Origin of the sequence: Paenibacillus sp. FSL R5-0475, assembly GCF_038004585.1 — a bacterium.
GTDB lineage: Bacteria > Bacillota > Bacilli > Paenibacillales > Paenibacillaceae > Paenibacillus_AQ.
Genome location: NZ_JBBORK010000001.1, coordinates 5516655 through 5543338, shown reverse-complemented (window position 1 = coordinate 5543338; position 26684 = coordinate 5516655). Strand labels below are relative to the sequence as shown.

The window sequence follows — 26684 nt, the reverse complement described above, 5'->3', positions numbered from 1 at the left end:
ACCCAAAAGGTAGCCGTCTTCCGAGGCAGCCTAAGCTCCCTCTTCAATAACTTCTTCTTCTTCAGTAGCGGCGCGATCGTACTCGGCCAGAACCGCGGATTGAATCTTCTCGCGTGTTCCCGAAGAGATCGGGTGAGCGATATCGCGGAATTCGCCATCCGGTGTACGCTTGCTGGGCATTGCAACAAACATCCCGTTATTACCATCGATGACGCGAATGTCATGAACAACAAACTCGTTATCGATTGTAATGGATGCGATTGCTTTCATTCTCCCCTCAGAGTTAACGCGGCGGAGTCTGACATCCGTAATTTGCATGTGTGTGTTCACCACCTTTTTCCATCAGAGACTTGGTGTATAATTCCACACAGCAAAGCGAATTCCTTCTTTTTGATTCCATAAAATACCTAAAAAAGAAATATATTTTTTAGGATCTGTTGTTTTCGACACGCATCGGGTGATTTTCTTAATATCCCTTACGTTTTCGACAATTTCCACGCTTTTTGAAAACAAAGAAATGCCAATCTATCAAGAGGAAAAGTAGTTACCCGGATGCGCGGAAATCCGCCGCTCTTTCGAGTCTACCTCGCTTAGTTTCACTAAAGAAACATAGTCATGCAACAGACGCTCTTCCGTCTCTACTGCGCCTGATTCGACCAACACACCCACTCCAGCAACTTCGGCATTGAACTCACCGAGTAAATCAACCATCCCTCGAACGGTCCCGCCTGCCTTCATGAAGTCATCTACAATGAGTACCCGTGATTTCTCCTTGAGTGCTCGTCTAGAAAGAGACATGGTGTGTATGCTCTTATGTGATCCAGATACATAATTAATGCTTACTGCTGAGCCTTCTGTAACCTGATGATCACGTCGTACCAGCACTACTGGCAAGCCGAGCTGTGCTGCCGTTGCATAGGCTAGCGGAATCCCTTTAGTTTCTACTGTCATCACCACATCGATTTCCGATCCATAAAAGGCCGTTGCGATGATCTTCCCTGCTTGCTCCATCAAAGATGGCAGTCCAAGCAGGTCCGACATATACAAATAACCACCAGGCAATATCCGATCTGTCTGTTCCAGCTGCACACATAAACGTTTAACAAAAGAGAGCGCCATTTCTTTAGGCATCACAGGAATATAACGTACTCCACCTGCTGCACCGGCTAAGGTCTGAAGCTCTCCAATGCCCTCACCTTCAAATACTTCTTTTATGATCGCCAAATCTTCACTGATGGAGGACTTAGCCGCTCCATACCGATCGGCAAATATAGACAGCGGCAGTAGGTCATGTGGCCGCTCAAGTAAAAACTGAGTCATGTCTACCAAACGTTGGCTTCTTTTTAATTTCTTCACGGAATGCTCCTCGCCAAAACCGAATATTTTATGAAAAATATATCACTTTTGTACGGGTTTACACAAGAGAAGCATACTAATTGAGTGATCTCACTGCATAGACTTCCTTGCAGAACCCTCGCAGTCCATTATAAATTCTTGCTACTTTAGACTGCTTGGACACTAAACCGAACACTGTAGGACCGCTGCCGGACATTAACACTCCGTCTGCTCCGAGCTTAACCATCGCCTCTTTGAGCTGCTGGACCTCTGGATGCAGCTTTAGGGTAACATCCTCAAGCACATTGCCCAGATGATTACACACGCCCCCAAAATCTCCAGCTTCGATCGCGTCCTGCATCTTTCGAGCCGAAGGATGAACAGCTATATTATTGCTCCGCACACGTCCGTATACTTCCGCAGTCGATACATTGATAGGTGGCTTAGCTAATACTACCCAGCATTGCGGAGGGTTCTTAATCGGCGTCAGCTTCTCGCCACGACCTGTTGCCAAGGCAGTGCCACCTGTAACGCAGAAAGGCACATCTGAGCCAAGCTCAGCGCCAAGCTCCTGCAGCTCCTGCGCAGGTATACCTAGGCGCCACAGTCGGTTCAGACCACGTAGGGTAGCCGCTGCATCACTGCTGCCGCCAGCCAGGCCAGCTGCGACCGGTATTCTTTTATCCAGATGGATATGTACACCACTCTTCACGTTATAACGCTCTTTAATAAGCCTAGCCGCTTGAAAGGCCAGGTTCTTCTCATCTAGAGGAATATAACCCGCTTGACTTGATATTATAATAGTATCCCTTGGCAGCTCAGACAGCTCTAAACGGTCTGCTAGATCTACCATGGTCATAATCATTTCCACCTCATGAAAACCGTCAGCACGCTTGTGCAGCACATCCAGCATCAAATTAATTTTAGCTGGTGCCTTCTCATACATTTTCAAGGCGTTCACCCACCTTCAGCTTTTCCCGTAAAAACAACTTAACATATTATATGAAAAACTTCTAATGAAGTCCAATAATAAAAGGGTGTCGCCAGTTAGACGCACCCTTTTTCGTTAAATAATTGTTCACACGCTAAAGATTAAGATTTCCGGGCAGCCTCTTCAGCGAGCTGAATCGCTCTTTTTACCATATTACCTGCATCCTTCGCCCGTATTCCTCCCCAGCCTTCACGTTCCACAGTTTCGTAAAAACCAAGCTCCTTGGCTAACTCTGTCTTTAGTTCTTCCGACATCACGCCTCGTTTTCTGCGGCTCATTACGGAATTCCTCCCTTATGAAAGAAAATGATAAACCGATTGCTCAATTAGTATGCTTGCTAAGAACAAGGATCATTCACTGAATATTAACCGCAAAAAAAAGAAACGGTCGTCCTTTTTGAAGGACAACCGTTTCTGATACAAATAAAAAACAGCCTCCAAAGGAAGCTGCCCGTGAAACATTAAGCTTTAATATACATAATCCGCATCTGCCCATCGTCTTCACATACTGTGATTTCCACAGATTCAGTAAGGATATCGGCATAGCTATAGGAGACTCGCTTGAATGTTTGCTGCTCCTGATCCAGTTTGACAATAAATACAGAAGGGTACGTTTCTTCCAGGACACCGGTGCGTTCTACGGTTTTACGACGACCTCCGTTTGCACGCAACGTGATCTTATGACCGACGTGAGCTTCGAGACTGCGTTTGATTTCCAACAGCGCGTTATTAGCCATTGCCTGACGACCACCTCTTTTCTTGTCCATTATACAACTTCCCCAGGTGTTTGTCAAAGCAAATAAATAATTATAGATGATGAATATTTGGTTGTCAACGGAATTTTTTTGCGGAGAATCAGAGGCGAACTAATAGCCTTGTTATCTGTAATAGGTTTACCACAAAGCAAGAAAAATAACATTGTCGATCTTTAAAGATAACTACCATTTCACACAAGCACAATCGCCTTTGGCGTCCCTATAAGGACGGTTAGCGTTTATGCGGGAAATATAAGGATAATGTATAGCGTGAAACTTATACTTTGTTATATAAAAAAAAGGGTTAAGCTCATCGCTCACCCTTTCTTCGCGTTACTCTATTCGGCCACTCCAAATTACCTATTAGCTTTGAAAATAGACCAGTACCTGTCGATTAAATTGCGGAAGGTGTCACTTTTAGTGCTGACAGGTTCTGCAGACGTGGCATCCCAATACGGAAGCTACCACGGGTCTCAATACCGCCGATTCCCTGATTACCACTAATGGTGTTGTTCAAAACCTCACTCAGATTCACCGTATCCCTAATGGGCGTGAACGACGATTTTGCCGCTACATAAACTGGGTCTAAGGCATGGATCAATATCCGTCCAGGAGAACTGGCGAAGTTCGCCCCTGCCCCCAGCAGTGCTTCAAAATGTGACTGACAAGCACCTGCAACAATCGTCAACGCATCAAAATTTCGCTCATAATCCCTAGCTACCCTAATAGCAGCTACGAAGTTTTGCGAATTTTTATAGCTGCTCAGACTGTGAAGATCGTAAGTATGCTGTTGCTTCAGCACCCCGTCATGACCGGTAATCACCACAATATCTGGACGCACGCGGGGCAGCAGCCGGTATAAAGTGTCAGCCATTGCGGACTCATGAACATGATGACCTTCAGCAGGGATCCGCAATTGCTCGTATAAGCTAAGGCTCTTATTCAAATACGCTGGATCGCCATCCAGATGCAGTACTTTCCCCGGTACTTCAAAATAAGCAGCTTCCTTGGGCGATGGAGCCCATGCTCCTTCTGATAGAGCGCTCCCGCTCCGCTGACTTTGCTCCTGTCGGTCTTTCCGCAGCTGTGTCAGTGATTCATTCGCTTTAATCTGTGCCTGCTGTCCTCGTTCCGTAATTCGGGTAGGAGGCACTTGAACCAAGTCATTCAGAGGAGAATCCGCCAACAGACGGAAATCTGTGCCTTTAATGACGGCTCTGTCCTGCACAATATGATCTACACGAAAAGTCAAATCTCCGCCATAAGATTTACGAACGACCAAGTCTCCTAAATTCATTACAACCACCACCTCTACCCCATCGTATGGGCAAAGGCCTCAGTTGGTTCATAACTAGCTATGTTTTTAGCTTATTCAATTCCAGCAGCCAACAGAACACCGCTCAATCGGGCGTATTCTTCTAGACTTAACGTTTCTCCACGACGGGTTGGTTCAATACCAGCTTCTGCGAGTAAAGCCTCCAGACGCTCACGTCCCTCTTCCGGGAAGTAACGAGCCTTGAGATTGTTAGCAATCGTCTTGCGACGCTGTGTGAAAGAAGCTTGGACGACCTCAAAGAAGTGCTTCTCACTCTCAACTTCTACCGGTGGACGCTCTCTTACCTTTAGACGGATTACAGCGGACTCCACATTAGGTTGAGGAATGAACACCGTACGCGGCACAATGCAGACGAGCTCAGGCTCGCTGTAGTACTGCACGGCAATGCTAAGGCTCCCGTATTCCTTTCCTCCCGGAGAAGCGGCCATACGCTCCGCAACCTCTTTCTGAATCATTACAACAATGTTATCAAGCGGTAGCTTCTCTTCGAGCAGCTTCATCAGAATCGGAGTAGTTACATAATACGGCAGATTGGCAACTACGCTTACCTTGTTCACGGATGCAAAATCTTCTTTGAACAGCTCCTGCAGATTTACATTCAGAACATCATCATTACGAACCTTAACATGCGGATAAGGGGAAAGTACGTCCCTTAAAATAGGAATCAGCCTACGGTCGATCTCCACAGCAGTCACCGCACCAGCGGTTAGCGCCAAACGCTCCGTCAGGGCACCAATCCCAGGACCGATTTCCAATGCCCCTGATTCACTATCTAGCCCAGCAGCGTCAACAATCTTGTCCAATATATTTTGATCAATCAAAAAATTCTGTCCTAAGCTCTTCTTGAACTTGAATCCATAACGTTGAATAATTTCTTTCGTCCGTTTTGGAGTCGAAATTTCCTCTCTACCACTCATGAAGTAATGCCCCCCTGATCAATTTGGGCGAGAGCTCCGGCAAATTCCTCCCGCGTAATTCCAAACATCGCCAGCCGCTTGTACAGCTGCTTGCCATTACAATATCCGATTCCAAGCAAATTACCAAGTGCCATACGTCTTTCAGCTGCCCGAGGGTGTACAAGCATTCCAGCGGCCATTAGATCATCAAGTCCGATTAAAGCAGGTGCACCTTCAAAAGAGGTATGTACATTCCGCAGCGCATGACGAATCGCTTCTGGAGAAGCGTTCTCCACACCGATATCTCCCTTGCGGGTTGCGTCCTTCTCCGGAATGAAGGCATGCTTACAGCCCGGCACCTTTGCGGACACGATCTTACGAATTCGTTCACCTGCGTAATCCGGGTCAGTAAGGATAATCACTCCTCTACGCTCCATAGCAAGCGCGATCTTCGCAATTACGGTCCGGTCCACAGCCGAGCCCCCTGTTTCGATCGTATCTGCTTCAACAGCGCGTTTAACAGCGACGGTATCACTCTTACCTTCAACGACAATTAATTCCTTAATCATATCTCTTGACTCCTTCCAAAAAAAGCAAAAAAGAAGAGGTTTCGCTCCTCTTCTTTTGGTTAAAGAATGTATAAGTGATGAGCGGTTGCTCTGCGATCAACGAAATGATCATCTGGCGTTCCTTAACGGTTATCATCACTATAGCTTATCAAAGAATAATTTGCAAAAGCTTCAGCCTAGTTTAACTCCGGCTTCACAGGTCCAATAACATAAACGGTACGTGATTTACGACCGAAATTACGGACATGGCTCAGTGAATCGTAATAGACATCTACTTTATTGCCTTTAATGGCACCGCCAGTATCTTCTGCTCGGCGGAACCCAAGCCCCTCGATATATACCCACCAGCCAATAGGGATTACATTCGGGTCTACCGCAATTGTACGACCTTCCGTTACGCGTGTTCCGGAGGCAGTTTTGGTACCAATACCTGGCTCTTCTGATGAATAAGCTGTCATGGAGACGTTCTTAATCATCTTCTTGTACTCAAAGTCTACGCCAGCCTTGCTTGTGACGTTATTAGTCTTGGCGCTAACCTTAGCCGTTTTTGAAGTGGTGTTTGATTTGGAAGTTGTTGTAGTCTTAGCTACAGCCGGCTTAGGAAGTGCTTTGGTACCAACGGCAATAATCTTATCTTTCGTTACCGTTTGTACTTCCTTACCAATCATGCGCATAGAGGCCAGTTCTCCGTCTTGGTAGATCTTCTCAATATGCTGAATCATGACGCCTGGTTTGCCTGCCTGTGCCACTCTAACTGTTCCCACAGTAAGGGAGGGGTCTGCTGTCTTGATGACTCTGAAGGGTAAGTTAGTTGTTCGCTGTACGGTCTGTTTGTTGATGCGAACAATCTTAACCTCCATGTTTGCAGAAATGGTGGTGTCTAACGAAGGGAAAATCTTATCATGACCTTCTAGGGTAATGCCCATTTTCTCAATTGCTTTACCAATTGTGTCTTCGGTCGTATATAACGTTTTTGTTGCTCCATCCGCAGTAAGACTAATTTTCTGCGCACGATTGATAACGACACGGTCACCGTCTTTTATTTCATCACTCAGACCTAAAGATAGTTCATCATGCGGCTGCAGCGAAATTTGCTCTTTCTCCAACACATCACCAAGAAGCGCTTCCCGCGTTTCAAGCGTCTGTGTTTGCCCGTCTATTACTAAAAATAATTGTTTGTTACTTTGACCGTGTACGTACAGCAGAATAAGTAGCGCGATAGCGACTGAAATCACGCCTGCAAGTAAAAGTACGCGAGTATTTACTTGCTCCCACCGTAATGCGAAAGACCTGCTGGATGACTGCGAATCATGGGATACTTCTGGTTGGAATACGCCCATTCTCTCCATCCTCCTTACATAGCCCCGTCGTCAATTGTATATCATGAGGACTGAATTCCTTTGACGAAACTATTTGAGATTGTCACAGGACACGCACGTAATAACTTAGCGTCTCCTGCTCATGGATCGCCTGCTCGGCACAGCTACTCCCACCCCTGTTATATAACAGTATGTGGGCAACATTCTATTTATTCAAAAATAAAAAAGCCTAAAAAGAGTTCAACTGAGGACTCTTTCGTGGCTTCTCCAATATCAGAATAGAGAATGCTTGTGCACGAGGTTGCCTCTCTTACTTGCGCTTACGGGGTTAGCTGTCGGGTTCGGACGAAAGAGAGACGCCCTATTTCAGGTCACCCGCTCATGGCGGTTGCCCTTAAATTCACCCCAAAGACCACGTGAAGAAATCAAATACTGTCCTACGGCACGTCTAAACCGTATTTAAAATACAGGCATGCGGCAGGTCAATATTGGTTCCCCCGTTCTCCATACGGAGACTCAGCGAGACGATCCATGAATCAATGGCTGTCACTATAACACAGCTCACATCACTGAAAAGATGATATCCTGTTTTGATGCATGTTGTAAAGGACGATTCAACCACGTTTACGCAAAAATATGGTTAAAATATTGTAATATTCAGCCGTTTTTATATTAAAAAAGTTTAATATATCGGCCATTCTCTATTTTTCGCCTGTTTTGCTCCCGTTTTCACTCAATCCCAAATCGTTCCAGTGCGTTCGCATACGTTATTTTAGCCAATTCTTCCCATGTTAACCCTTTAATTTCAGCTGCTGCCTCTGCTACAAGCTTCACATGAGCGCTCTCATTTCGCTTCCCGCGGAAGGGGTGTGGAGTCAAATATGGAGCATCGGTTTCGATCAATAATCGGTCTAGTGGGGTCTGCGCAAGCACTTCTTTTGGCACTCTTGCATTTTTGAACGTAATGGGTCCTCCAAAGGATAAATGAAAACCAAGATTCAAGCACATTTTAGCTGTTTCCCAGCTTCCTGAGAATGAGTGCATCACGCCTCCAACCTCATTTGCTTTTTCCTCCCGTAAAATCCGTACAACATCCTCATGGGCATCACGATCATGAATACAAATCGGCATATTTAATTCACGGGCTAGTCCAATTTGCTTGCGAAAAACTTCATGTTGCACATCCTTGGGAGAAGTATCCCAGTAATAATCCAGTCCGATTTCACCAATAGCCACTACTTTTTTATGACTGCATAGAGAAGCGATCCAATCGAGATCTCCTTCTTTCATATCAATCGCATCCTGAGGATGCCAACCCACTGCCGCATAAATATAATCATAAGATTCCGCCAGCTTCATCGTTGAGGGAATCGTCTCCCGATTAAATCCGATATTAATCATCTTGCTAACTCCTGCTTCTACAGCACGAGCGATAACTTCTTCGCGATCCTCGTCGAATTGAGGTGCATCCAGATGCGTATGTGTGTCAAACAGAAACATTTTAACCCTCACTCCTTGTTCTTTTTTAAATATAAGACAATATAAGTTTCACACTATCCGTTATATCTTATATTTCTACTCTTCTTGTCAAAAATCCCATATTTTCTTGTATTATTTTGCAAAAATCTCTGCAATAGAAGCAGGCAATCGCGTAAGCGCATTTCTCAACTTATCCTGAGGAAAATAAAGATGATATCTGCCACGGTGAATGCCGCTAATAGAACGCACAATATCCGACACCTCTGAAATTTCCCGCAGATGATCATGCCGATCAAGCAGCAGAATTTGTTTATTGTCAAAAGCTTCTCCCGGACGGAACACATCATAGGGCAGATCTGTCGGAAAATCAATCTCCAAATCATATTCTGGGTGAAGTCCGGCTGCCGCAAAACTGCTGCGAATTTCAGTAATCATATCTGTATCGAGATTCTCCACCTCAACATATTTATACAGTTTACGATGAATAAAACGGGTACACAAGTCACTTAGTAGCTCATCTTTCTCAAGTGTCCACTGCATAAAAGCCGTCTGTACCAGTGCTTCATCTAGCATTAAATATTGCTTCACTGTCACCTCACCACGGAACAAATCCTCCAGCGGATTAATCATGAAACTAAAATTGTACCCCTCTTGGAAAAGCTCCTTGGCTCTACGGAAAATTTGTCGCAAAATAATCTCTGAGCTACGTGTCACCGGATGAAAATAGACTTGCCAGTACATTTGATAACGCGACATTAAATAATCTTCAATGGCATGCATTCCCGATTCTTTTACAACAATTCGACCATTATAAGGACGCAGCATTCTTAAAATCCGATCAATGTCGATCGTCCCATAGTTTACACCTGTATAGTACGCATCACGCAGCAAATAATCCATGCGATCAGCATCTAGCGGACTGGAAACCAGATTTACAACAATTTCATGCTCATAAGTTTTAGCGATTACAGAGGCTACTTTACGAGGAAAATCCTCCTCCACATCACGCAAGATCTCAGTAATCTCTGTGTCCTCCAGAATAATTCGACAAGTCCAATCCTCATGATTCATTTCAAAAGCTTCTTCTATAGAATGGGAAAATGGACCGTGTCCCAGATCATGCAGCAAGGCCGCACACAAGGTAAGCAGACTTTCTTCAGGAATCCAATCCTTATACCCGCTTCGTTCAAATTGCGAAATAATTCTACGTGTAATTTCGTACACCCCTAGGGAATGAGAAAACCGACTATGCTCTGCGCCATGAAAAGTAAGATACGAGGTCCCCAGCTGGCGAATACGGCGTAAACGCTGAAATTCCTTTGTATTTATTAGTCGCCAAATAATAGTATCCTGCACATGGATATAATTGTGAACCGGATCTTTGAAAACCTTTTCTTCTGTGAGCGGCTGCTTCATGAGATCAACTCCTTTATTAAATTTAATATGATTTTAACCAATATAAGTATATAATAAGTAATTATGTCGTACTTTGTCGAATAGTGACGTTTTTAGTCTTGGTAAATCGACAAAGTTTATTTTTTCACTTTTTTTAGAATTCGTGATTGTTATAGGGAATTCAAAGTTTTCGTGAAAAAGCACTTATTCAACAGATGAAAAAAGGTTGACTGTTTTGGGAATCGTTGGTATTATAAATATCATAAAACAGTGAACAATGTCGAATAATGACGTTTTTGGAACATTGAGAGGAGTAACGATTGTTATGATGAAATCAACAGGAATTGTAAGAAAAGTAGACGAACTTGGACGGGTAGTTATTCCCATTGAATTGCGCCGTACTCTTGGCATTGGTGAAAAAGACGCACTTGAAATTTACGTTGATGGTGAGCGCATTATGCTTAAGAAATATGAGCCTGCCTGCATTTTCTGCGGCAACGCTGAGAACGTAACCTACTTCAAAGGAAAAATAGTTTGTCATGAATGCATTTCTACTATCCCTACCCCTGTGACAAACTAAAATAAATAGTATATAATAGAACTAATCAAATTGTTAATTCTAACCTTTTCATATCTCCTTGACCTCCCGTGACCGCGGGAGGTATTTTTTTTCTGCAATCACCTGTGTTTCCTGCCCAAAAGGTGTCTACAAGGATTAACTCCCCTCATGACACCTAATAATGATGGGGAATGCGGTGAGAGCATGAAGCAAATCGTGTTTTTACCATGATCTGGTCTATCTTGGGCTTCCTTTTGGGAACCACCTTCAGGCTAGAATCTCGTCAGCTTCGTAATACCCCTCCGCACCTTGTTAGCCTCTTAGAATTAGAATCCGTCAATAACACTTATTGCTGCTCCGTTTTATCCAGAAGTGCGTTATAAATATCCCGCTTTGACACACCACGATCAGAGGCTGCTTTTTTCATAGCTTCTTTACGCGGCATATCTGCTGCTTCGTAATGAGCAACATGTTCTTCAATATTTAACTGGCGCCACCAAGCCGATTCCGCCATTTCAGCATCTTCCTTGCTCTCGCCTTCAACGACGATAACATACTCACCAAGCGGTGGATGTTCAGCGAGCCAATCCGTACATTCCTCGATCGTCCCACGTAGAAACTCCTCATATCTCTTCGTCAGTTCACGAGCAAGCACAATTCGCCGATTGCCAAATGCTTCATGGAGATGAGCCAGTGTCTTCACCACGCGATGTGGAGATTCGTAGAACAGTATAGTCCCTTGCGCCGAACGAAGTGGACTTAATACCGCACGGATATCTTTACGTTCTCGAGGTAAGAAGCCGATAAAAGTGAAAGTAGTCGTAGGCAGACCAGAGGCAATTAATGCTGACAAAGCTGCGTTAGCTCCGGGTATAGGAATTACTGGTATACCATGACTTATGGCAAGGGCTACAAGGTCTGCACCAGGGTCGGAAATGGCTGGTAAACCGGCATCGCTGACGAGTGCCAAATTTTTTCCTTCTATTATATAGCGGATAAGTTCAGGTCCACTGGCAGCCTTATTATGCTCATGATAACTGAACAACATAGAGGGTGTAATTTCAAAATGGCTCAACAATTTCCGAGTTTGTCTTGTATCCTCAGCTGCAATAATATCGCATTCCTGCAAAGTGCGGACAGCACGATAAGTCATATCCTCTAAATTACCGATGGGTGTTGCCACTAAAAAAAGTGAACCTGTTGATTCCTGCTTATGTGTATTGTTATTGTTCTGAAAACTGCTTTGGCATGATATTGTCATGATTTACCCTCTTTAGCACCATAGTAGATGTCCATAATTTCTGGACAGTATTGATTGTCCTCATTATATACAATGAGTGGTGGATGTAAACGAACCTCCGGCTTACCATCACGTATCGCTTCAATTAATACCATATTAGCTTCCAGATGCGCACGTGGATGTACAAAGCGAATAATCTTAGGCTCGAGCCTATATTTTCTCATAAGACTAATAATATCGACCAATCGTTGTGGCTTGTGAACCATACTTACCTTTCCACCGGTGCGAACCAGTCTCACACAGGCTTGAATGACCTCCTCCAGCGTACACCCGATTTCATGACGAGCCATAGCCTGATGAGTGTTCAGCTTGAGGTCACTGCCGTTAAGCGGCATATAAGGAGGATTGACTGTTATTGCATCATATACGCCATACCCTGCAACTTTATATAACTCACGTAAATCGCCTTCATGGATCACAACCTGATCCTGTAGCCCATTTAGAGCCACGCTACGCCGAGCCATATCCGCTAAACGGGGCTGAATTTCAATCCCTTCTATAGAAGCTTTAGTTCGGGTCGTCATCAAAATAGGAATTACACCATTTCCAGTACAAAGATCCAGGACTCTCCCACGAGGCGGAACGCTGGCGAAACGCGCAAGCAGTACAGCATCCATAGAAAAGCTAAATACTTCGTCACTTTGAATAATTCGCAAGTCATGCGTTAATAAATCATCCACCCGCTCCGTCGGCAACAAAGGAACAGATATATCGTTAAAAGAATTTGTCATGTAGTAATCTCCTAAATGTTTTGTTGAGCTAAATTCAAAAAAAACCGTAGGATCAATCTCCTACGGCTGGATATCCTCATTTATTAAGAAAAGAAAGACAGAACAGACAATCACCTTCCGTGCGTAAATGTCCAAAATAAACATTACAGATGTGAAAGCCTTCATGGTAAAGCCGGGCCAAGTTGTCATAACCTTCCCCGACAACCTCTTCTGTTCCCTCTCCGGCAGCTAAAAGAGCTTCCGCCTCCGCAGAATCTACGGTAGGATCCAAAGGTGCATCCCGCTTTAAAATTTTGCGAAGCTGTTCATTCTCCAGAGTTAACCTCTGATTAGCTTCCATCAGTTCTTTTACCGTCTGTTTCCATTCTCCAAGATTGGCGCGCATCGTTTCCATCTGTGCTTCCATATCCTGCATGTGTGCAAATATATTTTTCTTCTCCAAGTTTCCACCCCGAAAGTAACCTTATAATGGTTTACTTGACGACAACATCATCCATTGGAAGTTCCTTAACTTTGCCCACTTCAAACAACTGTACATGAACCGTACGGCTTCCGGCATTAAGTCCTACTACTTTGCCATCACCCAATGAGGTCACGACAATCTTGCCGACCGCTGGCATTTCTTCCTTTACACTCTCATAATTGTCATGCTCAAATTTCAAACAACACATCAGACGTCCACAAAGTCCTGAAATCTTCGTCGGATTAAGTGACAGGTTCTGATCCTTCGCCATTTTAATGGATACGGGTTCAAAATCCCCTAACCAAGATGAACAACAAAGTACTCGCCCACAAGGTCCAAGTCCACCTAGCATTTTAGCCTCATCACGCACCCCAATTTGCCGTAGCTCAATGCGGGTCCGGAAGATACTTGCTAGATCTTTAACCAATTCTCTGAAGTCGACCCGTCCTTCGGCCGTAAAGTAAAATATAATCTTATTACGGTCAAAAGTAAACTCTACATCGACGAGCTTCATTTTGAGACCATGGTCGCGTATTTTATTTAAACAGGTGGTAAAAGCCTCTTTAGCGGCCCCTTTGTTCTCTTCAACTACGCGTGCGTCGGTTTCTCCGGCAATACGCATCACTTTTTTGAGGGGCAAAACTACGTCGGACTCTTCCACCTCTTTTTTGCCTACGACAACTTTACCGTATTCAACCCCACGTGCTGTCTCCACAATAACATGTTGATCCCGTTCAATCGGAAAATCAAGTGGATCGAAATAATATATTTTACCCGCTTTTTTAAAACGGACACCTACTACGCTGTACAAAAATTAACCCCCTTGTTTGCCGGTAAAAGGAATCTATGGGCATGTCCGCTCCCTGATGATCCATGCTTCCTTCCTCGTCTGTTAAAACGATATTTCCAGGTAAAGCGACATCCGGAGGATATATCATAACTAATCCTTTAACTTTCCAGTCGGATTAAAAACTGCTCCAGACATAATTGGGCATTGGCATTGGATCGCAGCTTCTTAGTGCTCTCTGCAGCAAATCCCATATAAGCCACCCATTGTTCCGCACTCCGCTCACGGGCATGCCTGGAAATAAAGTCTAACTGATCTATGAAAACGATACTCTCATGCTTACGATACAGGAAGTAAAGCATATCTTTAAACCACAGATGGAACATGCTGAAGAAGATATCCAAATGTTCAGCGAGTCCGGTCTTGAACAGCTTCTGCCCAGCAGTTGCTACAGCGGAGCTGCCCTTGCCTAAGGACTCCTTAGCTAATTGTAACATTACATTTCTCATTTCTGCAAACCAATTCTGTTCCAAAAGTTTCCTGCAACCATCAAGTCCTGAACTAAGTGATACTGCACATCGAGCTAAGGGTATGGGAACGCCCTCACTTGCCAGAGCTTGGAGCATAATATCCGGGTTTAACGGACTAAATGGAATCCGCTGAGTCCGCGACTGAATAGTTGGCAATAAGGAACGGCTATTATCAGAAATTAAGATTCCAACAGCCGGAGCTGGTGGTTCCTCCAGAAATTTCAGCAGACTATTGGCAGCTTGTACCGTCATTTTGTCTGCTCCATCTATAATATAAACTTTCGGATTCACACCCTCTGACCGATAGGAAAAGACGCGCTGCAGCTCACGGATTTGATCTATTTTAATACTTGCTCCATCTGGCTGCAGCAGTGACAAATCAGGGTGGTTTCCATGCTCTACTTTACGGCACTCCAGGCATTCCCCACAGGCATCGTCCTTGCTCTGGGTACAAAATATAGCTTGGGCAAACATCAGCGCCGTTTTCATTTGTCCACTGCCTGCCGGCCCTGTAAATAAATAAGCATGACTCACAGCTTCTTTGCGCAAGGCATTTTGGAGTAGCCGCTTCGCGTTCTCCTGGCCTACTATATCATGAAAAGGCATAATTTCCTCCCAAAACTTTCAAACATAAACGCCTTTAGCGTCCTTATAAGGACGGTAAGTGTTTAATCGAGAAATATAAGGCTAAAGTATAGTGTAAAGCATATACTTTCTTATATTTTAAAAAGAAAGGTTGATTAACAACCCACGGATTTCTCCAACGCGTCCTAACAGATCGATCCGGCCTTGCTCACTATTCAGCAAATCATCTGCCATTGATAGCAAAGCCGAATCAATTTCCTCAAGCAGCTTGTAACGCTTGCCACGTCCACGTCGATCCCATCCGCGTGTTTCCTTCAGAATGACGCCTCTTCGAGCCGTTTCCTCCAGAAATCTTTTGATCATCATCCGGTAGATGGTAAGCTCACGAATCGTCATAGACTTAGATAAACGATCGCCTTGAGACTGTATTTCTTTGATCTGGCGATTCAGTTCATCTTTGGTTTTCTGCTCACTTTGCTGCTGAAAAACATCAGAGAACGTTTTTTGCTGAACGGGTTTGTTAGCCCCTTCTGCATTTGGCATCTCACTCTTCAAGGGCCTATACCCCGGATTGATCTTCAAAGGTTATCTACCGCCCTTTTTATAAATGGCTTGCTAATCTATATTATACTTAATAATGTTCAAAACGATCTACAGGAAGTACGAATACAGTAGCTCCACCCACTTGTACCTCAACAGGAAGTGGCAAATACGAATCCGTTGTTCCACTCATCGGTGTTACAGGAGTGACTAACTGCTCACGCACTTTACAGCTGTTTCGGATTACGGTCAATACAGATTCAATCTGACTGTCTTCTACCCCGATCATAAATGTCGTATTCCCCGCTCGTAGAAATCCACCTGTACTTGCAAGTTTAGTAGCACGGAAATTGGCTTTGACTAGCTCGCTGGACAACCGGTTACTGTCTTTATCCTGGATAATTGCAATGATCAACTTCATCTTCGCATTCCCTCCCAATACTTTTATGGTGTATTACTACTTAGAGTTACTCGTAGTAACCCTTACTTCATAAGCACACGCCTAATTATATGTCACTTCTCTTAGTATATTAGACAAAACACCCTAAAAACCCTTTAATACTCTCTCTTCAAGAGTTCTCACGATATCTTGTTCTACCATATGAATGGGGCGATTAGCATCCAGAACTACTATTCTGTCCGGATTGGCCTGGGCTAATAATTGATAGCCTTCACGGACCTTCTTATGAAAAGAAAGGCTCTCCAGATCCAGACGATTCACTTCCCGTTCTTGATTCGCTGCTATCCGTGACAACCCTATCTCTGGGTCTACATCCAGATAAAAGGTTAGATCTGGCATACGGTTCCCTATCGCAAAACGATTAATACTCCATACCTCTTCTATTCCGAGTCCTCTCGCATGTCCTTGATAAACGAGGCTGCTGTCTACAAAGCGGTCACAGAGTACAGTAAGCCCTTCTCTAAGAGCCGGTTCAACGACTTCGGCGAGATGTTGGCTTCTTGATGCAGCGTATAGTAATGCCTCTGTACGCGCATCCATAGCTGTATGGGCAGGATCTAGAATAATGGAACGAATCTTCTCAGCAATCTCAACGCCACCCGGTTCACGGGTAATTCGATAAGGCATGGACCGGTTCTGTAAATAGGCCGTTACTCTACCTAGTACCGTTGTTTTTCCGGAGCCTTCGCCCCCTTCTAATGTTATGAAGAAACCTTCTTTTCCCACTTATGCTTCTCCGCCCTTCTGAATGTTGTATACCTCAATACGCTGCAAGACCGGATCAGCACAAGCCTGAAATTTGGCGCCTCCTTTGGCTAAACCAGCGAGCCTTCTTTGGATCTGATCTGTGATCACTTCACCCGGATATAATACCGGGATGCCTGGTGGATAGGGAATAACCATCTCTGCCGCCACTCTACCCACGCAATGTTTAAGATCAATACTTTCAATCTCATTGGCCGACACCGGCTTCAATGAGAAGTGAACAGGATCTGAGATTTGTAAAGAATGGAAATTGTTCCACGTGGAAATATTGCGAGCGCCTGATAAGTCGGGGGCGTTCGGTGATTCGGAAGGTTCCTCCGAATCTATTTCCCGCAGCGCCTGCAGCAAATGATCTGCATCTCCAGCCTTCGATCCAAGGCTGAACAGCAGCACTACGTGCCGGTCATCGCTCATCTCCGGCACGCAACCCTTTACTTCGAGCTTGCGCTGCAGCTCGAAGCCGCTCAGGACCCCGGTGGCGTCATAAATGACGACTTTAAAGGGGTCCTGTGTCACATACGCCGCCAAAGAATCAGGCGGCGTATTCGGGTGCAGCGGCTCTGCCGGCTGCACTAGTCCGTAGCGCGGCAGCTCCGCGAGCCCGCGCCGTAGAACGTCCACGGCGGCCAGCCCCGCCGTGAAGGCACCCTTGCCCCGGCTGTGCAGCAGCCGCCGGGCAAGATCCAGCGACGCCATCATAGGATATGATGGGCTGGAGCTCTGCACCATGGCGAGCCGCTGCCGGAGCAGGGCGCGGTTGAGCCGCGGCCCTTGAACATGCAGCATAGCGCCCATGGTCATCGCTGTGAGCATCTTGTGCGTGGACTGCACGACACCGTCCGCGCCACAAGCAAGTGCCCCGGCTGGCAGCGCCGGGTGCTGCCCGTAATGCGCCCCATGCGCCTCATCCACAAGCAGCGGTACACCGCTGTCGTGACAAATACGCGCGAGGGGCGTAAGATCACTGCCCATGCCGTAATAATTCGGCATGGTAACAAGTACAGCTGCGGCTTCAGGATAGGCTGCAAGTGCAGCCTTAACAGCTTCGGCCGCCGGTGCCACTGCCAAGCCGCTGAGTGGATCAATCAGAGGCTCCAGAAAAACAGCACATACTCCAGCCAACATCAGTCCATGAATGACTGACTTATGCACATTGCGTTGAACAATCATAATCATTCCAGGCTCGGGACAAGCGGTTAGAATAAGAGCCAGATTGCCGGCTGTGCTTCCTCCAACCAGAAAAAAGCTTTCCTCTGCTCCAAAGCAATCTGCTGCCAACTCTTGCGCTTCCTTGATAACTCCCTCAGGGTGATGAAGATCATCCGTTCCGGAAATTTCCGTAACATCATACTTCATTACCTCATCTAAAAAGCCAGCGCCTTCAACGCCATCATATGCCTCTCCATTCTTATGACCTGGCACATGATATGATCTATTACCCATAATTCTATATTGTTCCAGCATTTCGTATATAGGCGCCCTACAACGTTGTAATTTATTCATATTAAATTCCTTCCCATAGGGTTCCTTCTATTTTAACGTAAATATTCGCAAACGCCTACGCTTCAGTGTAAAAGCGGCCCTTTGGACAACAAAACGGCTCCTCCCGCCTGAAGAACGAGGAAGCCGTGTATTGAATATCACTAATGCAGCCTTCGTATCTTTCATCCAGACCGCTCTCTTAATTGCATCATTTAACAGAGTTACTCTACTTAAGCGTTCTTTTGCAATCCAATCTTCTTCATCCGGCCGATAAAAAAACGGTACTTGGCATCTTCAGCCTCGGTACGTATCATCTCAGCCTCACATTCCTCACAAATAAAATGCGAGACAATCACAATACCTTCCTCTTTTACCTGTCCACAAATGATACAAGCTTGCCCGGTTTGCTGTTCCATAACCATCCCACCTTGACTCTTTTAAGAACAGTATGATACACCTTCTATCATTTTAAACCTTTTCATAGTTTTTTCATATCCTTCGTATCGTGCATTATATATATTCCGTTGCCGTTATATCGGTGAATTTTCGCCGCAGTTTAATAAAATACATCCAATCGCCGATATTAAGAACATACGAATTCACGAGGAGGTTAGACTATAATCTATGGAACCCACTACCAAAGGTGCAGCTACATTCTATCAATATAAACTAATTAAAAAAGTAAATCTAACGGCACGCCTGCTGCCTATTTATATTATGCTTCCCTTATTAGTCCTTGTGCTCGAAACCGTATTTCTTTCCTGGTGGAGCATTCTTTACATAATCATAGCAGCGCCTGTAGCCTTCTGGGTTCAATATGTCATTTCACGCTCAGTTCTTTTAATCTCAGGACACCCCATTTCAAAAAGATGGTCTGTCTCATTTAAACTGCCTTGGTTAGGGTTTATGCCTGATCAACATATTAGTTACCGTATATTCCGTAAAGTACAGCTACATAATTTCTATATCGGTCTTTGTATTGCAGCACTCTTTATTTTCTGGTCACCGCCAGCATTTACAGTATCACTGATCACTTGTCACTTATGGCTCCTACTGCCTCGTCTTTATACTCTGTTCAGACTGAATCGACAGGATCAGGGAGGCATGCTGAAATTCAATCCGACCGATGTATCCTATTACTCTCAATAAAGTGCAGCAGTATAGCTCATATTATTTTCATGTATTAAAAAACAAACCGCCATCCTTAGGGATGGCGATTCTTTATTTCGTCTTAAGGCCTTTAATGGAGGTCTTCTTTTCTTTAGGAATCATTACTACAAAATAATCATCATGCACTGTTAAATGAACCGTTAACCCATCCTTCAGAAAAACACCCGAAGAATCACTATCATCATCTTCCTGTTCTGTCCATCCCCAGGCTTTAATAGCCTCCAAATAAGGATCCGGAATACCATTCTTCTCCTTTAATCCAGGTAAAGAATAACGTACATAATCCATAGCAACGTTAGTAGTGGTCTGATCTGGTGAGTTTGCCTCATGAGGGACAGGGAAGCTTTTCTCATTCAGTGCACCCTCGAAAGTATCCCACTTAGGTTCTTTAGCCCCGCAACTTGCAAGTATTAAAGTTAAAATACAAGAAATCATTATTAACTTGAATATTTTTAATTGTTTCATGCCTTAAATCCTCCCTACCTCTACAATGCATCTAAAGACACAAGAAAATTCAAAGTTAGAATTTATGAGTAGTTCCTTCGTATTAAAGATCTGCTAACTATTAGCACTTTTCTATTATACTTGTATCCACCGCAGCGTCGGTAACAAAAATGTCATTCCACAGTAACCTATTCTACTGTTATTACTAGCCTTAAATACTTGCATAATAAAAAAAGAAAAAAAGCCACTGCTGATATTATCAACAATGGCTTAATCTGCTTGGCAACGTCCTACTCTCCCAGGACCCTTCGGTCCAAGTACCATCGGCGCTGGAGGGCTTAACGGTCGTGTTCGGGATGGGTACGCGTGGAACCCCTCCGCTATCGCCACCAAACGGGCATTTACAGCGTAAATGCTCAGACTTAATCGCCTGAAAACTGAATCCGAATTGAATTTGCGTTCTAAGTATAGGATAAGCCCTCGACCGATTAGTATTGGTCAGCTCCATGCATTACTGCACTTCCACCTCCAACCTATCTACCTCGTCGTCTTCAAGGGGTCTTACTAATTGGGAAATCTCATCTTGAGGGGGGCTTCACGCTTAGATGCTTTCAGCGCTTATCCCGTCCGTACGTAGCTACCCAGCCATGCTTCTGGCGAAACAACTGGTGCACCAGCGGTACGTCCATCCCGGTCCTCTCGTACTAAGGACAGCTCCTCTCAAATTTCCTGCGCCCACGACAGATAGGGACCGAACTGTCTCACGACGTTCTGAACCCAGCTCGCGTACCGCTTTAATGGGCGAACAGCCCAACCCTTGGGACCTACTTCAGCCCCAGGATGCGATGAGCCGACATCGAGGTGCCAAACCTCCCCGTCGATGTGGACTCTTGGGGGAGATAAGCCTGTTATCCCCAGGGTAGCTTTTATCCGTTGAGCGATGGCCCTTCCATGCGGTACCACCGGATCACTAAGTCCGACTTTCGTCCCTGCTCGACTTGTAGGTCTCGCAGTCAAGCTCCCTTATGCCTTTGCACTCTTCGAATGATTTCCAACCATTCTGAGGGAACCTTGGAACGCCTCCGTTACTCTTTAGGAGGCGACCGCCCCAGTCAAACTGCCCGCCTGACACGGTCCCCGTACCCGGTAAGGGTACTAGGTTAGAACCTAGATACGATCAGGGTGGTATCCCAACGGCGCCTCCACCGAAGCTTGCGCTCCGATTTCTACGGCTCCCACCTATCCTGTACAGATCGTACCCAAATTCAATATCAAGCTGCAGTAAAGCTCCATGGGGTCTTTCCGTCTTGTCGCGGGTAACCTGCATCTTCACAGGTATTAAAATTTCACCGGATCTCTCGTTGAGACAGCGCCCAAGTCGTTACGCCATTCGTGCGGGTCAGAATTTACCTGACAAGGAATTTCGCTACCTTAGGACCGTTATAGTTACGGCCGCCGTTTACTGGGGCTTCGGTTCATAGCTTCGGGTTACCCCTAACCACTCCCCTTAACCTTCCAGCACCGGGCAGGCGTCAGCCCGTATACTTCGCCTTGCGGCTTCGCACAGACCTGTGTTTTTGCTAAACAGTCGCTTGGGCCTTTTCACTGCGGCCCCCTCGTGCTATTCACACTACCGGGGCACCCCTTCTCCCGAAGTTACGGGGTCATTTTGCCGAGTTCCTTAACGAGAGTTCTTCCGCGCGCCTTAGAATTCTCTTCTCGCCTACCTGTGTCGGTTTGCGGTACGGGCACCTTCTCCTGGCTAGAGGCTTTTCTTGGCAGTGTGAGATCATGACCTTCGCTACTGTAATTTTCGCTCCCCATCACAGCCCAGCCTTAACGATGTGCGGATTTGCCTACACATCAGCCTCACTGCTTAGACGGACATATCCATCAGTCCGCGTCACTACCCTCCTGCGTCACCCCATCGCTCATAGCGGATTACGGTGGTACAGTAATTTCAAACTGTTGTCCTTCGACTACGCCTTTCGGCCTCGCCTTAGGTCCCGACTTACCCTGAGCGGACGAGCCTTCCTCAGGAAACCTTGGGCTTTCGGCGGATCAGATTCTCACTGATCTTTTCGTTACTCATACCGGCATTCTCACTTGTATGCTGTCCAGCGCTCCTTACGGTACACCTTCAACCCACATACAACGCTCCCCTACCCCAGATACATACGTATCTAGCCATAGCTTCGGTGGTGTGTTTAGCCCCGTTACATTTTCGGCGCAGAGTCACTCGACCAGTGAGCTATTACGCACTCTTTCAATGGTGGCTGCTTCTAAGCCAACATCCTGGTTGTCTGTGCAACTCCACATCCTTTCCCACTTAACACACACTTGGGGACCTTAGCTGATGGTCTGGGCTGTTTCCCTTTTGACAATGGATCTTAGCACTCACTGTCTGACTCCCGGCAATAAGTATATGGCATTCGGAGTTTGACTGAGCTTGGTAATCCTTGCGGACCCCGCACCCAATCAGTGCTCTACCTCCACTACTCTTATACCGAGGCTAGCCCTAAAGCTATTTCGGGGAGAACCAGCTATCTCCGAGTTCGATTGGAATTTCTCCGCTACCCCCACCTCATCCCCGCATTTTTCAACATGCGTGGGTTCGGGCCTCCAGTGCGTGTTACCGCACCTTCACCCTGGACAGGGGTAGATCACACGGTTTCGGGTCTACGTCCACATACTCAATCGCCCTATTCAGACTCGCTTTCGCTGCGGCTCCGTCTTCTCGACTTAACCTTGCATGTTAAACGTAACTCGCCGGTTCATTCTACAAAAGGCACGCCATCACCCATAGATAGGGCTCTGACTTTTTGTAAGCACACGGTTTCAGGTTCTATTTCACTCCCCTTCCGGGGTGCTTTTCACCTTTCCCTCACGGTACTGTTTCACTATCGGTCGCCAGGTAGTATTTAGCCTTAGCAGATGGTCCTGCTGGATTCATACGGGGTTTCACGTGCCCCGCACTACTCGGGATCCGTCTCGGAGAGAACACAGTTTAGGTTACAGGGCTTTTACCTCTATCGCGGGCCTTTCCAGACCTCTTCACCTACCATATTCCTTTGTAACTCCATGTGAGACGTCCCACAACCCCTAAGAGCAAGCTCTCAGGTTTAGGCTGTTCCGCGTTCGCTCGCCGCTACTGACGGAATCACTATTGTTTTCTCTTCCTCAGGGTACTTAGATGTTTCAGTTCCCCTGGTCTGCCTCTACATTCCCTATGTATTCAGAAATGAGTAACTGCGAATTACCACAGCTGGGTTTCCCCATTCGGACACCCCCGGATCAAAGCTTGCTTACAGCTCCCCGAGGCAGTTTCGTTGTTCGCCACGTCCTTCGTCGGCTCCTGGCGCCTAGGCATCCTCCGTGTGCTCTTATTAGCTTAACCATGATTTTTCCGCGGGAAAATATCATACAATGACATTTCTTTTGGAATCATCTCACTAATAACATTTACTTGTTTACACAAGTTGCTAAAAGATGTTCTAAAACGCAAATTCGTTTCGGTATCCAGTTTTCAAGGATCAAGTCTTACTTGAGAGCTTAAACTCTCAAAACTGAGCAACGAGTGAGTAACAGGCCTAAACCTGAGATTTGGAAGTTTAACTTCCGATTTGAATGTCTTCATTGCAGAAGACGATTCTCCATAGAAAGGAGGTGATCCAGCCGCACCTTCCGATACGGCTACCTTGTTACGACTTCACCCCAATCATCTACCCCACCTTCGGCGGCTGGCTCCCTTGCGGGTTACCCCACCGACTTCGGGTGTTGTAAACTCTCGTGGTGTGACGGGCGGTGTGTACAAGACCCGGGAACGTATTCACCGCGGCATGCTGATCCGCGATTACTAGCAATTCCGACTTCATGCAGGCGAGTTGCAGCCTGCAATCCGAACTGAGACCGGCTTTGATGGGATTGGCTTCACCTCGCGGTTTCGCTTCCCGTTGTACCGGCCATTGTAGTACGTGTGTAGCCCAGGTCATAAGGGGCATGATGATTTGACGTCATCCCCACCTTCCTCCGGTTTGTCACCGGCAGTCACTCTAGAGTGCCCAGCTTAACCTGCTGGCAACTAAAGTTAAGGGTTGCGCTCGTTGCGGGACTTAACCCAACATCTCACGACACGAGCTGACGACAACCATGCACCACCTGTCTCCTCTGTCCCGAAGGCCGCCACTATCTCTAGTGGATTCAGAGGGATGTCAAGACCTGGTAAGGTTCTTCGCGTTGCTTCGAATTAAACCACATACTCCACTGCTTGTGCGGGTCCCCGTCAATTCCTTTGAGTTTCAGTCTTGCGACCGTACTCCCCAGGCGGAGTGCTTACTGTGTTAACTTCGGCACCAAGGGTATCGAAACCCCTAACACCTAGCACTCATCGTTTACGGCGTGGACTACCAGGGTATCTAATCCTGTTTGCTCCCCACGCTTTCGCGCCTCAGCGTCAGTTACAGCCCAGAAAGTCGCCTTCGCCACTGGTGTTCCTCCACATATCTACGCATTTCACCGCTACACGTGGAATTCCACTTTCCTCTTCTGTACTCAAGTCACCCAGTTTCCAGTGCGACCTCAGGTTGAGCCCAAGGTTTAAACACCAGACTTAAATGACCGCCTGCGCGCGCTTTACGCCCAATAATTCCGGACAACGCTTGCCCCCTACGTATTACCGCGGCTGCTGGCACGTAGTTAGCCGGGGCTTTCTTCTCAGGTACCGTCACTCCGATAGCAGTTACTCTACCGGACGTTCTTCCCTGGCAACAGAGCTTTACGATCCGAAAACCTTCATCACTCACGCGGCGTTGCTCCGTCAGACTTTCGTCCATTGCGGAAGATTCCCTACTGCTGCCTCCCGTAGGAGTCTGGGCCGTGTCTCAGTCCCAGTGTGGCCGTTCACCCTCTCAGGTCGGCTACGCATCGTCGCCTTGGTGGGCCGTTACCCCACCAACTAGCTAATGCGCCGCAGGCCCATCCCTCAGTGACAGATTGCTCCGTCTTTCATTCTTTCTTCAGGAGAAAAAAGAAATTATCCGGTATTAGCTACCGTTTCCGGTAGTTATCCCAGTCTAAGGGGCAGGTTGCCTACGTGTTACTCACCCGTCCGCCGCTAAGTTATTTTGAAAGCAAGCTTTCAAAATGACTCCGCTCGACTTGCATGTATTAGGCACGCCGCCAGCGTTCGTCCTGAGCCAGGATCAAACTCTCCAATTAGTATTGAAAAGAGCGATATGCTCATTTTGAAACATCTGACGAGAAAATTAATTCTCTAATTTTGGATTTCACTTTCGTGATTTCCCACTCACTCGTTGTTCAGTTTTCAAAGATCAAGTTCTCGTTGGCGCCGTTTAATGTCTCAGCAGCAACTCTTATACTATATCATGTTCAGCCGTTTAATGTCAAGCTCTTTTTTTACTTCTTTTTCGAGCTCGGCATGTGTGTTTCTCGGCCAGAAATAGAATATATCATGTATAGAGATTCATTGCAACACTTTTTTTACAAAGATTTAAAAACCATAAATCATGTATTAATGAATATACTCTATCTTTATATACTGTTGCCTTATATACATTCCATAATATAAAAGAAAAACAACTGAAAAAGATATCAGTTGTTTTCAGAAGATAGCTTAGACGAATCTAAATTAATTCCGCTTCCTTCGCTCCAGTAATTACGGAAACGATACTGTTTCGAAGTATCTCTGCATTGTACGCCTGGTATGGATCGACATTGAAAACAACAGCATCTGCAATAAAACCTTCTGCAATCTGCCCCAGCTCGTTACCGCTCCCTAGAATGTCAGCAGCGCTTTTAGTAGCAGACTGCCACGCTTCTCTGCGAGTTAAGCCATAATCAATCAACGTATCCAGTTCTTGAAGGTTATAACCATGTAATGAGGGTGTAGCATAATCTGTACCGAATCCAATACGAACGCCTTCTCTTTTTGCATAATTAATGGCTTTGGAATGCGATTCAGCAGCACGGGCAGCTCGTTCGCAAATGATCGGGTTCAACGCTAGAACGCCTTTCGGATCTGCGGCAATGCGATAGATGGATGTAGTAGGTACAAAAGCTACCTCCGAATTAGCAAGTCTCCCTGCCTGATCTTCAGTTAGAAACATCCCATGCTCTATAGATTCCACCCCGGCCTGAATGGACCAGTCTATCGTCACTCCACCCCAGGTATGAACCAGTACCTTCTTATCATGGGCATGTGCATTACGAACAATGAATGCAAACTCTTCTTCGGAAAAGATCGGATCTACGACTTTCTCGGTGGGTGCCCCAAGACCGCCTGTGGCCATGATTTTTATCCAGCCCGCTCCTGTAGCAAAGATTTGCGCCATCCGTTGTTCCAAATGCTTAATTCCACGGGCATCTGCTGCTCCAAGCATATCGCTGCTGGTATGCACTCTTAAAGGCTGCTGATACTGCTGAACAAGATGCTGCACTGTGCTTGGCACAATTCCGCCTGCATCCCGTACAGTCGTTACACCCGTCCTTAGAGTAGCCTCAAACGCTTGGCCCTGCATGGATTCGATCTGCTGGGAGTCGCGCTTCAATTGGTCCGCATGATCAAAGTCTGTCCAAGCAAGATGCGTATGAAGATCAATTATACCAGGACTTATCCATAGTTCTGTGCCTGTAGGAGTTGAATTATTTTGTTGCGACTCCGCTTCAGTAATAGATGAAAAATAGCCATCCTTGATCACAACATCAAATCGTTTACCTTCGATGCCTGCTATATGAATATCCTTGAATGTATGCAGCTCTGGATGCTTATGGATCAT

At 45.9% G+C, this 26684-nt stretch carries 25 protein-coding genes, 3 rRNA genes and 1 riboswitch; of the genes, 2 read left to right on the top strand and 26 right to left on the bottom strand.

All coding sequences use genetic code 11. From position 1 onward, the window contains the following. Positions 1 to 30: 30 nt before the first annotated feature. The 11 genes from spoVG to MKX41_RS24800 all read right to left on the bottom strand — a co-directional run bounded on the left by spoVG (position 31) and on the right by MKX41_RS24800 (position 10095). On the bottom strand, positions 31 to 318 hold the full coding sequence (gene spoVG, locus MKX41_RS24850; protein WP_020425826.1) for a septation regulator SpoVG: 288 nt from the start codon (positions 316 to 318) through the stop codon (positions 31 to 33). A 210-nt stretch (positions 319 to 528) separates the two neighbouring features. Further along, entirely contained in the window at positions 529 to 1356 is an 828-nt protein-coding gene (purR, locus tag MKX41_RS24845; RefSeq protein ID WP_042183840.1) for a pur operon repressor, read from the bottom strand. Between the two features lie 76 nt (positions 1357 to 1432). Beyond that, the gene (gene ispE / locus MKX41_RS24840) at positions 1433 to 2287 is read right to left on the bottom strand and encodes a 4-(cytidine 5'-diphospho)-2-C-methyl-D-erythritol kinase (protein ID WP_042183839.1); all 855 of its coding nucleotides are present in this window, start codon (positions 2285 to 2287) and stop codon (positions 1433 to 1435) included. A gap of 140 nt (positions 2288 to 2427) precedes the next feature. Continuing rightward, a complete protein-coding gene (locus MKX41_RS24835) occupies positions 2428 to 2604 on the bottom strand; it encodes a small, acid-soluble spore protein, alpha/beta type (protein WP_340973589.1) in 177 nt (58 codons plus the stop codon). 182 nt (positions 2605 to 2786) lie between these two features. Then, the gene (gene veg / locus MKX41_RS24830) at positions 2787 to 3062 is read right to left on the bottom strand and encodes a biofilm formation stimulator Veg (RefSeq protein WP_019914493.1); all 276 of its coding nucleotides are present in this window, start codon (positions 3060 to 3062) and stop codon (positions 2787 to 2789) included. A 412-nt stretch (positions 3063 to 3474) separates the two neighbouring features. Continuing rightward, positions 3475 to 4377 carry a sporulation peptidase YabG gene (gene yabG, locus MKX41_RS24825; protein WP_042183835.1) on the bottom strand — a complete coding sequence of 301 codons (903 nt, stop codon included), beginning with the start codon at positions 4375 to 4377 and terminating at the stop codon, positions 3475 to 3477. A gap of 71 nt (positions 4378 to 4448) precedes the next feature. Then, positions 4449 to 5333 carry a 16S rRNA (adenine(1518)-N(6)/adenine(1519)-N(6))-dimethyltransferase RsmA gene (rsmA, locus tag MKX41_RS24820; protein WP_042183833.1) on the bottom strand — a complete coding sequence of 295 codons (885 nt, stop codon included), beginning with the start codon at positions 5331 to 5333 and terminating at the stop codon, positions 4449 to 4451. Next, positions 5330 to 5881 (bottom strand): ribonuclease M5, encoded by a 552-nt coding sequence (gene rnmV, locus MKX41_RS24815; RefSeq protein WP_340973587.1) that lies wholly within the window; start codon positions 5879 to 5881, stop codon positions 5330 to 5332. The genes rsmA and rnmV overlap by 4 nt, the downstream gene beginning before the upstream one ends. Positions 5882 to 6057: 176 nt before the next feature. Continuing rightward, positions 6058 to 7221 (bottom strand): 3D domain-containing protein, encoded by a 1164-nt coding sequence (locus MKX41_RS24810; RefSeq protein ID WP_149643867.1) that lies wholly within the window; start codon positions 7219 to 7221, stop codon positions 6058 to 6060. Positions 7222 to 7502: 281 nt separating this feature from the next. After that, positions 7503 to 7732: riboswitch (cyclic di-AMP (ydaO/yuaA leader) on the bottom strand. 197 nt (positions 7733 to 7929) lie between these two features. Next, positions 7930 to 8700 carry a TatD family hydrolase gene (locus tag MKX41_RS24805; protein ID WP_042183828.1) on the bottom strand — a complete coding sequence of 257 codons (771 nt, stop codon included), beginning with the start codon at positions 8698 to 8700 and terminating at the stop codon, positions 7930 to 7932. Between the two features lie 111 nt (positions 8701 to 8811). Next, on the bottom strand, positions 8812 to 10095 hold the full coding sequence (locus tag MKX41_RS24800; protein WP_042183826.1) for an HD domain-containing protein: 1284 nt from the start codon (positions 10093 to 10095) through the stop codon (positions 8812 to 8814). A gap of 304 nt (positions 10096 to 10399) precedes the next feature. Between MKX41_RS24800 and MKX41_RS24795 the strand changes: the two genes are divergently transcribed. Next, positions 10400 to 10654: an AbrB/MazE/SpoVT family DNA-binding domain-containing protein gene (locus tag MKX41_RS24795; protein ID WP_042123095.1), complete on the top strand. Its 255-nt coding sequence runs from the start codon at positions 10400 to 10402 to the stop codon at positions 10652 to 10654. Between the two features lie 325 nt (positions 10655 to 10979). Here MKX41_RS24795 and rsmI read toward each other — a convergent pair whose 3' ends face one another. From rsmI to MKX41_RS24745, 10 genes are all read right to left on the bottom strand, one after another. After that, the gene (gene rsmI, locus MKX41_RS24790) at positions 10980 to 11894 is read right to left on the bottom strand and encodes a 16S rRNA (cytidine(1402)-2'-O)-methyltransferase (RefSeq protein ID WP_042183824.1); all 915 of its coding nucleotides are present in this window, start codon (positions 11892 to 11894) and stop codon (positions 10980 to 10982) included. Continuing rightward, on the bottom strand, positions 11891 to 12664 hold the full coding sequence (locus MKX41_RS24785) for a tRNA1(Val) (adenine(37)-N6)-methyltransferase (protein WP_340973583.1): 774 nt from the start codon (positions 12662 to 12664) through the stop codon (positions 11891 to 11893). Before MKX41_RS24785 ends, rsmI begins: the two co-directional genes overlap by 4 nt. A gap of 76 nt (positions 12665 to 12740) precedes the next feature. After that, a complete protein-coding gene (yabA, locus tag MKX41_RS24780; RefSeq protein ID WP_042123089.1) occupies positions 12741 to 13106 on the bottom strand; it encodes a DNA replication initiation control protein YabA in 366 nt (121 codons plus the stop codon). Positions 13107 to 13137: 31 nt separating this feature from the next. Beyond that, on the bottom strand, positions 13138 to 13938 hold the full coding sequence (locus MKX41_RS24775) for a PSP1 domain-containing protein (RefSeq protein WP_076286882.1): 801 nt from the start codon (positions 13936 to 13938) through the stop codon (positions 13138 to 13140). Between the two features lie 137 nt (positions 13939 to 14075). Then, positions 14076 to 15050, bottom strand: coding sequence for a DNA polymerase III subunit delta' (gene holB, locus MKX41_RS24770; RefSeq protein ID WP_042123085.1), 975 nt, complete (start codon positions 15048 to 15050; stop codon positions 14076 to 14078). A 117-nt stretch (positions 15051 to 15167) separates the two neighbouring features. Next, complete coding sequence (locus tag MKX41_RS24765; RefSeq protein WP_042183820.1) at positions 15168 to 15611, bottom strand: YaaR family protein; 444 nt, start codon at positions 15609 to 15611, stop codon at positions 15168 to 15170. Between the two features lie 49 nt (positions 15612 to 15660). Beyond that, the gene (locus tag MKX41_RS24760; protein ID WP_042183817.1) at positions 15661 to 15990 is read right to left on the bottom strand and encodes a cyclic-di-AMP receptor; all 330 of its coding nucleotides are present in this window, start codon (positions 15988 to 15990) and stop codon (positions 15661 to 15663) included. Positions 15991 to 16113: 123 nt separating this feature from the next. After that, a complete protein-coding gene (gene tmk / locus MKX41_RS24755) occupies positions 16114 to 16755 on the bottom strand; it encodes a dTMP kinase (RefSeq protein ID WP_042183814.1) in 642 nt (213 codons plus the stop codon). Continuing rightward, the gene (locus tag MKX41_RS24750; RefSeq protein WP_340973579.1) at positions 16756 to 18297 is read right to left on the bottom strand and encodes an aminotransferase class I/II-fold pyridoxal phosphate-dependent enzyme; all 1542 of its coding nucleotides are present in this window, start codon (positions 18295 to 18297) and stop codon (positions 16756 to 16758) included. It lies immediately after the preceding gene. A 209-nt stretch (positions 18298 to 18506) separates the two neighbouring features. Further along, the gene (locus tag MKX41_RS24745; RefSeq protein ID WP_042123074.1) at positions 18507 to 18692 is read right to left on the bottom strand and encodes a sigma factor G inhibitor Gin; all 186 of its coding nucleotides are present in this window, start codon (positions 18690 to 18692) and stop codon (positions 18507 to 18509) included. A 208-nt stretch (positions 18693 to 18900) separates the two neighbouring features. Between MKX41_RS24745 and MKX41_RS24740 the strand changes: the two genes are divergently transcribed. After that, positions 18901 to 19425, top strand: a complete 525-nt coding sequence (locus MKX41_RS24740; protein ID WP_042183802.1) for a hypothetical protein — start codon at positions 18901 to 18903, stop codon at positions 19423 to 19425. 72 nt (positions 19426 to 19497) lie between these two features. Here the strand turns inward: MKX41_RS24740 and MKX41_RS24735 are convergent, their stop codons facing one another. The 5 genes from MKX41_RS24735 to MKX41_RS24715 all read right to left on the bottom strand — a co-directional run bounded on the left by MKX41_RS24735 (position 19498) and on the right by MKX41_RS24715 (position 26684). After that, positions 19498 to 19911, bottom strand: a complete 414-nt coding sequence (locus tag MKX41_RS24735; RefSeq protein WP_042183800.1) for a hypothetical protein — start codon at positions 19909 to 19911, stop codon at positions 19498 to 19500. Between the two features lie 256 nt (positions 19912 to 20167). Further along, a 5S ribosomal RNA gene (gene rrf, locus MKX41_RS24730) occupies positions 20168 to 20284 on the bottom strand. Between the two features lie 74 nt (positions 20285 to 20358). Next, positions 20359 to 23287, bottom strand: a 23S ribosomal RNA gene (locus tag MKX41_RS24725). Positions 23288 to 23549: 262 nt separating this feature from the next. After that, a 16S ribosomal RNA gene (locus tag MKX41_RS24720) occupies positions 23550 to 25107 on the bottom strand. Together the 16S, 23S and 5S rRNA genes form the textbook arrangement of a ribosomal RNA operon. Positions 25108 to 25532: 425 nt before the next feature. Continuing rightward, positions 25533 to 26684, bottom strand: coding sequence for an amidohydrolase family protein (locus MKX41_RS24715; protein WP_340973577.1), 1152 nt, complete (start codon positions 26682 to 26684; stop codon positions 25533 to 25535).